General features: G+C 69.7%; 8 protein-coding genes. 4 read left to right on the forward strand and 4 right to left on the reverse strand.

All coding sequences use genetic code 11. From position 1 onward, the window contains the following. From J7E68_RS04980 to J7E68_RS04990, 3 genes are all read right to left on the reverse strand, one after another. Positions 1-472: SDR family NAD(P)-dependent oxidoreductase (locus J7E68_RS04980; RefSeq protein ID WP_215170423.1), on the reverse strand; the 472-nt coding region annotated here is incomplete at its 3' end. After that, positions 469-1,218: a spermidine synthase gene (locus J7E68_RS04985; protein WP_215170425.1), complete on the reverse strand. Its 750-nt coding sequence runs from the start codon at positions 1,216-1,218 to the stop codon at positions 469-471. The genes J7E68_RS04985 and J7E68_RS04980, both read right to left, overlap by 4 nt. Next, positions 1,215-2,114 (reverse strand): hypothetical protein, encoded by a 900-nt coding sequence (locus tag J7E68_RS04990; RefSeq protein WP_251048658.1) that lies wholly within the window; start codon positions 2,112-2,114, stop codon positions 1,215-1,217. Before J7E68_RS04990 ends, J7E68_RS04985 begins: the two co-directional genes overlap by 4 nt. A 251-nt stretch (positions 2,115-2,365) precedes the next feature. Between J7E68_RS04990 and J7E68_RS19605 the strand changes: the two genes are divergently transcribed. The 4 genes from J7E68_RS19605 (at position 2,366) to J7E68_RS05010 (ending at position 6,925) form a co-directional block, all read left to right on the forward strand. After that, positions 2,366-2,980, forward strand: coding sequence for a winged helix-turn-helix domain-containing protein (locus tag J7E68_RS19605; RefSeq protein WP_251048659.1), 615 nt, complete (start codon positions 2,366-2,368; stop codon positions 2,978-2,980). A 10-nt stretch (positions 2,981-2,990) separates the two neighbouring features. Then, entirely contained in the window at positions 2,991-4,532 is a 1,542-nt protein-coding gene (locus J7E68_RS05000; RefSeq protein ID WP_215170427.1) for a serine hydrolase, read from the forward strand. 411 nt (positions 4,533-4,943) lie between these two features. Beyond that, positions 4,944-5,828, forward strand: a complete 885-nt coding sequence (locus J7E68_RS05005) for an alpha/beta fold hydrolase (RefSeq protein WP_215170430.1) — start codon at positions 4,944-4,946, stop codon at positions 5,826-5,828. Further along, on the forward strand, positions 5,825-6,925 hold the full coding sequence (locus tag J7E68_RS05010; protein WP_215170432.1) for a M20 family metallopeptidase: 1,101 nt from the start codon (positions 5,825-5,827) through the stop codon (positions 6,923-6,925). Before J7E68_RS05005 ends, J7E68_RS05010 begins: the two co-directional genes overlap by 4 nt. A gap of 214 nt (positions 6,926-7,139) precedes the next feature. Here the strand turns inward: J7E68_RS05010 and J7E68_RS05015 are convergent, their stop codons facing one another. After that, positions 7,140-7,856, reverse strand: coding sequence for a TetR/AcrR family transcriptional regulator (locus tag J7E68_RS05015; RefSeq protein WP_215170434.1), 717 nt, complete (start codon positions 7,854-7,856; stop codon positions 7,140-7,142). Positions 7,857-8,032: the final 176 nt, after the last annotated feature.

Raw genomic sequence — 8,032 nt, forward strand, 5'->3', positions numbered from 1 at the left:
CCCGATTGGCACTGAAATTCTTGTGGTTGTCGAGATCGTCGATGTCGATGCGTCCGAACAGGCGGTGCGCCACGCTCGACGTGTTGATGATCGCCGCGTGACCGGTGCGCAGCTGGGGCATCAGCAGGTTCGTCAGCAGGAACGGCGCCAGATGATTCACCTGCAGCGTCTTCTCGAATCCGTCGACGGTCGGGGTCTGGTCGCCGAAGATGCCGCCCGCATTGTTCGCGAGCACATGGATTCCGTCCTCTCCCACGGTGTCGGCGATCTTCGCGGCGAGCTCGCGCACGTCATCCAACCGGGTGAAGTCGGCGGTGAACCACTCGGCGCCGGTCTCGTCGCCGACGGCGCCCATCTTGGCGGCGGAGCGGCCGACCAGGATCAGTCGGTGGCCGGATGCCGTGAGCTGGCGCGCCGCCGCTGCACCGATTCCGTCGGATGCTCCCGTGAGGACGATCGTCTTCGGCGTCACGAGGCGGACGCCGATCCGCGGCCCGCGGTGGGATCCGCCGCAGGCCGGCTGCGCGCGACGTACACCGTGTTCGACGACGTCCCGCCCGTGACGGCGTTCGCGAAGTCGACCACGTGCGCGACGGCGTCATCGAACACCGCGTGCATCTCGGTCATGAACTCGTCGTCGGGCGGGTCATCCGACCACAGCGCGAAGATGCCCCCGTCAGCGAGGTGCCGGTCGAGTGCGCGCAGGCCCGCCGCGGTGTACAGGTCGGCGTGCGTGGGGTCGAGCTGGTGACGCGGCGAGTGGTCGACATCCAGCAGGATCGCGGAGTATCCGGGGTGGTCTTCGTGGGGTGCCGTGCGCATCAGGGCGAAGAAGTCGTCTTCGACCAGGTTCGTGCGCGGGTCGTCGACGAGTTCCGCCGACACGGGCAGCAGCCGCCTGCGGTGCCAGCCGATCACGGCGCCGAGCCGATCGACCACGGTGAGAGACCCCACACGGTCATCTCGCAGCGCCGCGACCGCCGTGTATCCGAGTCCGAGGCCACCGACCAGGACCGAGAGGTCATCGCCGGCGGCAGCGGCCAGGCCCAGATTCGAGAGCTCCTCCTCCGCCACCGTGAACAGGCTCGACATCAGATACTCGTCGCCGAGCTTGACCTCGTAGATCTCCTGGCCCACCCCGGGTTCGGTGCGTCGGCGCAGCGTCAGCTCGCCGATCGGCGTCTCCTGCCAGTCGAGCTCTTCGAATCTCGTGATCACTGCCGATTCTTCTCGTCGTCGTGGATGCTCTCGGGCAGGGGCGCGGTCGCCTCTGCTGCGGTCCGGGATGCAGGGGCGTTCGTCGAAGAGGGCAGGTAGACCCTCTCGGGCTCGGCAGTGGGCTCGGCAGTGGGCGCGGTCGCGGGGGCCCCGGGGCCTGCGGGGGGCGTGGCCTGCGCCGGCAGCTCGCGCGCGACCTGCTTCTCGAGCACCTGCACGGCCTCGTCGCTCAGCAGGATCAGCCCTTCGAGCTCATCGCGCACGCGCTTGTACGCGATGTTGCGCTCGGCCTGCGTGGCCGATTCGTCGACGGCGACCTTGAGCAGCTGCTGCGCGCGATCGAGGCGCTTGCGCTCAGGCTCGGTGAAGGTCGAGTCGCGCAGGCGACGGGCATCCCGCTCGGCGATCTCGAACGCCACGGCATACGCGCCCACCGCATCGAGGTACTCCGACACCTGCTGCTCGGTGACGTTCGCTTCGGCCGACAGGGGGCGCAGAGCATCCGCCGTCTTCTTGGCCCGCAGGAACGCGGCGACCAGCGGCTGGCGTCCGTCGCTCATGGCGGGGAAGGCGATGAGCTTCGCGACGTCGAGCTCGTAGTCGAGCCAGCGGGCGGTGAGCTCGTCGTGCTCCGAGAAGAGGCGCTCGAGTAGGGCGTTGGGCGCGACGGGTGCCTGGGTGTCGATGATCGCAGGGCCCACCCGTTTGGCATGGCCGTTGCGGGCCTCGAGCTGGGCGGTCTTGATCTCGGCCTTGAGCCGCAGCGTCTCGAGACGGCGTTCATGGCGGCGCTTCGCATTGCGCTCCCACGCCTTCGCCGCGCCGCCGGCGACGCCCATGATGGGGAAGATGATCCACCAGGGCACAGTGCCGAGCCACGACCAGAAGGGTTCCATGATGCCCTCAGCCTACTTCTCGGGTCGCCCGGCGTCGCAGGTTCCCCGGCCGGGCCCCCGACCCGGGCACAGCTTCGGATGCCGGGGCCGCCGCGCCGGGGCTCATTCGGTTCTGGCGGCGTGCCGGACTCCGGGTTCCGAAGTCGTGACCGGGAGGAGGGACCGGTGATCGCCTTCGGCACGCTCTGAGTGCCATCTGGTTCGCCCAACATCGATTATCCGTAATTACGAACTTTTGATAGGTTCGAGTCATGGAACCGGATACCGCGAGTGCGATCGAGCGCCGACTGACCGAGCTCGAGCAGGAGGTCGTGCGACTTTCGACGCTCGCTGACGCGGCCGCGCATGCGGCCGACGAGCGAGCTGCAGCATTCGACATCGAGAGTGCGGATGCTGGCGCGGACCCGGATGCCGCATCCGCCGGTCCCGGTGACCCTGCCGCCGCGGGCTCCGACGCCCCCGCCGCAACCGACGACCCGCTCTGGTTCGTGAACGAGCTCGGCCGACGTGCGCCGGGTGCGGTGATGATGGCCGGTGCGGTCGACACTGCTGCGGGTCCCGTGCGCTGGCAGTACGGGCTCATGGCTGACGGCCTGCTGTCGGAGGACTGGAGCGATCTCGCCCACCCTCTCGAGGCTCTCGGTCACCCCGCCCGCATCGAGCTCGTCCGTCAGGTGATGCGCGGCGCGCACACCACGGCCGAGCTGCTGCAGCTCGAGCACCTCGCATCGTCCGGGCAGCTGTACCACCACCTGCGTCAGCTCGTCACCGCGGGGTGGCTCGTCTCACCCCGCCGCGGATACTACGAGGTGCCCGCGGCGCGCGTCGTGCCCCTTCTCGTCCTGACCATGATCGCTTCGAGCTGAGGAGCCCCCCGTGACGACCCCCTCGACATCCGCGACGTCCATCGACCCCGAGGTCCGCGAGAGCGGATCGGAGACACCGCGCCGCCGCCCGACCCGCGCCATCCTCGCCGTGATCGCCGCCGCCGCCCTCGTGGGTGTCGCGGTCGGTGCAGCGATCGGTCCGCAGCACCAGACCGTGAGCGCATCGACGGCGGGGGATCCGGGTCTCGCCGACCGCATCCGCTCTCTTCCCGGCAGCTTCGACAGCTTCCGTGCGCTCTCGGTCGCAGAGATCGGTCCGGATGGCGCGGTCTTCGCCGGCCTCGGCGACGCCGACCCGAGCAATCCCGGAGCGCCGACCGCCGACACGGTCTTCGAACTCGGATCCATCACCAAGACCTTCACCGGGTCGCTGTTCGCCGAGGCGATCGAGCGCGGCGAGGTCAGCCCCGACGACACCCTCGCCCAGCACCTGCCCGAACTCGAGGGCACGGCCGCAGGCGACGTGACGCTCGCGTCACTGTCGCAGCACTCGTCGGGCCTGCCCGGCCTCGGGGCCACGGCCGCCGCTGCCGCGGTCTCGGGCGTGCTGCTCAATGAGAACGCCTACGCGACCACGACGACCGAGCAGCTGATCGCCGACGCCGCGGTGGCGCCGGTCGACCCCGACCAGGGGTCGCTCTACTCGAACTTCGCCGTCTCACTTCTCGGCACAGCGCTCGTCGAGGCGGCGGATGCCGACGACTACGCCACGCTGCTCGAGCAGCGCATCACGGGTCCGCTCGGCATGGATGACACGGTCGTCGCGGCATCCGCCGACGCGGTTCCGGCCGACGCCGTGCCCGGATTCCTGATCAACGGCGTTCCGGCCCCGCGGTGGTGGGGCGAGGGCTACCTGCCGGCAGGGTCGTCGACCTTCACGACCACGGCCGACCTCGCGCTCTGGGCGCAGGCCAACCTCGACGGCACGGCCCCGGGCGCAGCGGCGCTCGAGCCCACCGCACCGATGGGGGAGGGCGCCGCGATCGGCTGGGGCTGGATCACCTCGGCAGCGTTCTCGGGTGAAGGCATGCAGACGTGGCACAACGGCGGCACCGCCGGCTTTCGCACGATGCTCACGCTCGACCGGGATGCCGGGACGGCCTTCATCGCTCTGTCGAACACCACGGCCCCTGCCGACTACATCGCGCTGTCGTATGCATCCGGCACGCCGATCCCCGCGGTCGACGCCCCGACGCAGACGGTCGCGTGGGGAGTCTTCGGGCTCGCCCTGCTGTTCGGCCTGATCGCGCTGCTCCGCTCGTTCCGTACGAAGGCGCTGCTGCCGTCGGCCAGTGATCTGATCTGGGTGACCTTCGGACTGCTGCTGCTCTGGCACAGCGGACCCTGGTTCGCGGTCGGCGGATGGCTGTGGGGTATTGCTCTGGCCCCCGCGCTCGCCGCGATCGGCGTGCTCGTCCTTCGCGCCTCACAGGCGCCGCTGCCGTTCCTGCCTCGTCGCCGCGCCTGGCTCTGGTGGCCGGTGGCCGTGATCGGCGCTGTGCTGGCGGTCGGGGTCACCTTCCTCTGGTGACGTGAGGCCCGCGGGTCGGGTCGGGTGCCAGCCGGGGCAGGGTTGGGCAGGGCGATTCCTGCAGCCGGCACCCGGCATGAACCTGGTCGGTGCTGCCTCGGCGCCATGACTCCGGCGAGAACGTCCGCTCCGCGGTTCACGGGCGCGGATTCGACGCGGAGGTCGCCGCTCGGCCGGAGTTATGGAGGCGGAACGCCAGGCGCTGCGTTCACGACTCAGCAGAGAGCGTGCGTTCCGGGGTCTCAGGGCGCGATTCCGGCCCGGTTTGCGTAGTTCATGCTGAGTTGCGAACGGCGAGTAGGTCGGATGCTCGCGCCGGTCTCCACACCCGCCGACTCCCTCTTCCCAAATCTCTTGTCATTGATATAGTCAATGCAATTGACTTGCGCGTTGAGTTCCGAGAGTTGGACGATGATGACCCATTCCCGCACGCCGACATCGGTCACGATGGACTGCGACGGCATCGAGATCGCGGCCGAGGTCCGCGGCTCAGGGCCGGCGCTGCTGCTGCTGCACGGCTACCCCGAGACGAAGGCGATGTGGGATGCGGTCGCCCCCGTGCTCGCCGAAGACCACACGGTCGTCGCGGCTGATCTGCGCGGATACGGCGATTCGGCCAAACCCCGCGGTGCCTCCTACGCCAAGCGCGACATGGCCCGCGACCAGGTGACCCTCATGCGCGAACTCGGCCACGAACGGTTCGCCGTGATCGGGCATGACAGGGGAGCCCGAGTCGGGCATCGGCTGGCGCTCGACCATCCGGATGCCGTCACCGCCCTCGCCGTGCTCGACATCGTTCCCACGCTGCACATGTTCGAGAACGTCGACCGCGAGATGGCGACGGCGTACTTCCACTGGTTCTTCCTCGCCCGCTCGGATGGTCTGCCCGAGGCGCTGATCGGGGCGGATCGAGAGACCTGGCTGCGCAGCCGCTTCACCGGCCGCCGGCATGACGGTGATGCGCTGCCCGATGCGTTCGACGAGTACCTGCGCTGCTTCGACCTCGACACGGTGCATGCGTCGGGGGCGGACTACCGCGCCGCCGCCACGATCGACCTCGACCACGACCGTGCTGACCGGGCGGAGGGGCGCCGCATCGCCTGTCCGGTGCTCGCACTGTGGGGCGCGCACAGCTACGTCGGCCGCAACTTCGACGTGCTCGAGACGTGGTCGCACTATGCCGAGCATGTCAGCGGAGAGCCGATCGACGCCGATCACTACCTCGCCGAAGAGGCGCCCGAGCCGACGGCCGCAGCCCTGCGAGCGTTCCTCGCGAGCGTGGAGGTGTCTTCGTGAGCGCCCCTGACCGCGAGACCGAGCGCCTCGCCGAACTCGTCACGATCGAGACCCCGACGGGCGATGCTGCGGGTCTCGCCGCAGCCCAGGATCTCGTGCGCTCCTGGCTCGAGCCCGTGCTCGGCGAGAAGGGCGCGATCGAGACGGTCGACGGCATCCCTCATCTGCTCTGGCCGGGTGGCGACGCGCCCTCGGTGCTGCTGATCGGGCATCTCGACACCGTGTTCCCCGCGGGAACGATCGCCGAGCGCCCGTTCCGCCTCGACGGCGATCGTGCCACGGGGCCGGGCGTCTTCGACATGAAGGCGGGCACCGTGATCATGGCGGCCGCGCTCGAGAAGGTCGCGCGTCCCGGTGAGATCGCGGTGCTGCTCACGAGTGACGAAGAGGTCGGCTCGACCACCTCGCGTGCGCTGATCGAACGCGAAGCCGCCCGGGCAGGCACCGTGCTGGTGCTCGAACCCAGCCTCGACGGCGCGCTCAAGATCGCTCGCCGCGGCGGCAGCATCTATCGCCTGGCGATCACCGGACGCGCAGCGCACGCCGGACTCGAGCCCTGGAAGGGTCGCAGCGCCTTGGCCGAGCTCGCCCACCAGGTGCTGGCATTGCCGCAACTCGCCGACGACGAGCGCGGAACCACCGTGAGTCCGACCGTGGCGCAGGCCGGAACCGTGACGAACGTGATTCCCGAGCATGCCGAGCTGCGCGTCGACGTACGCGCGTGGACCCTCGACGAACTCGAGCGCGTCGACGAGCGGATGCAGTCGCTCGGCGCCCACACCGACGACGTCAGCGTCGAGGTGTTCGGCGGCATCAATCGCCCTCCGATGGAAGAGAGCGTGTCGGCTGAACTGCTCGCCTGCGCTCGCCGGGTTGCGGATGCTCTCGGTCACCCCGAGGTCGAGGCGGTCTCGGCCGGCGGAGCATCCGACGGCAACTTCACCGCCGCGGTCGGTGCCCGAACCCTCGACGGCCTCGGGCCCCGAGGTGCCGGCGCGCACGCCGACCACGAATGGGTGTCGATCGCCTCGATGCACGAGCGCGTCGACCTGCTGGCCGGCATGCTCGACGACCTCGTCGGTGGGCGCGAGCGCTGACGCGCGGCATCCGTTCTCGAGCTTCCGGCCAGGGCCAGTTCCGCACCCGAGCCTCCAGCCGGGGCCAGTTCCGCACCCGATACGCTCCGGGGCGGTGTCAAAGTGGCCCCGCACATGAGAGCGGTGTCAAAGTGGCCCCGCACATGAGGGCGAGTCCGCCGACGTGGCCCGCGGCGCGCGGGACCCGCAGGAGGGTCGCGAGAACAGTGCCGCGTCAGGCCCCCGGCGCGTGCCGCTCGATGCTCTCGAGCAGCAGGTCGAGCGCGGTCTCCCATGCCCGAGGATCGCGGATGCCGGGAAGGGCGTCGCCCGCCCAGGTGATCTCGGGGTACTCGGCGGGGTCGAGTCGGCGGTAGTCCATCTGCCAGGTCAGTTCATCGGCATCCTGCACATCGGCGGGCAACGCGGTGAGGGCGGCCGGGATGCTGGAGGCCGAGCGGATGAGCTGGCCCAGCGCCCGAGCGTAGAGAGCGGCCTGCATCTGGTCGTACCCGCCGCGGCGCAGCGCGCCGATCGAGAATTCCATCGACGCGAAGTCGGTCGGGCGCCGCAGCGCCATCTGCAGCGCGAACTCGGGGTAGCGCATGTAGTGGTCGTGGATCAGGTGCGCCTGGGTGCGCAGGTCGGCGAGCCAGTCGTCGGTCGCGACCATCCCGCCGCTGTACGACCGGGCTCGCAGCGTGTCGATCAGGGCGAGGAGCAGCTCGTCCTTGTCGCGGAAGTGCCGGTAGATCGATGTCGGGTGCGCGCCGAGCTCTTCGCCGATCGACTGGAATGTCAGGCGGTCGAGGCCTTCACGCTCGACCACGCGGTCGGCGGCGGCGACGATGATCTCGCGGCTCAGTGAATCGCGCGCGCGCCGGGGCCGAGCGGAGGCCTTCGCGGGCGCCTTCGCCTTCGCCGAATCCGCGGTCTTCCGTGTCGTCGCCATCGAGAACTCCGTTCGCAGGTCGCGGTCTTGAGGTCGCGCAGACATCACGGTACCTCACCGTCGTCAGCCAGTCTGTCAGTGGCATCGACAATGCGACAACCTCTGGCGGCAGGCAATAGCCACTGTTATAGTCAACGCCATTGGCAACGTGGTCAGAAGGAGTCAGGATGCTCGAG

It is taken from the genome of Microbacterium sp. ISL-103, assembly GCF_018613995.1.
GTDB lineage: Bacteria > Actinomycetota > Actinomycetes > Actinomycetales > Microbacteriaceae > Microbacterium.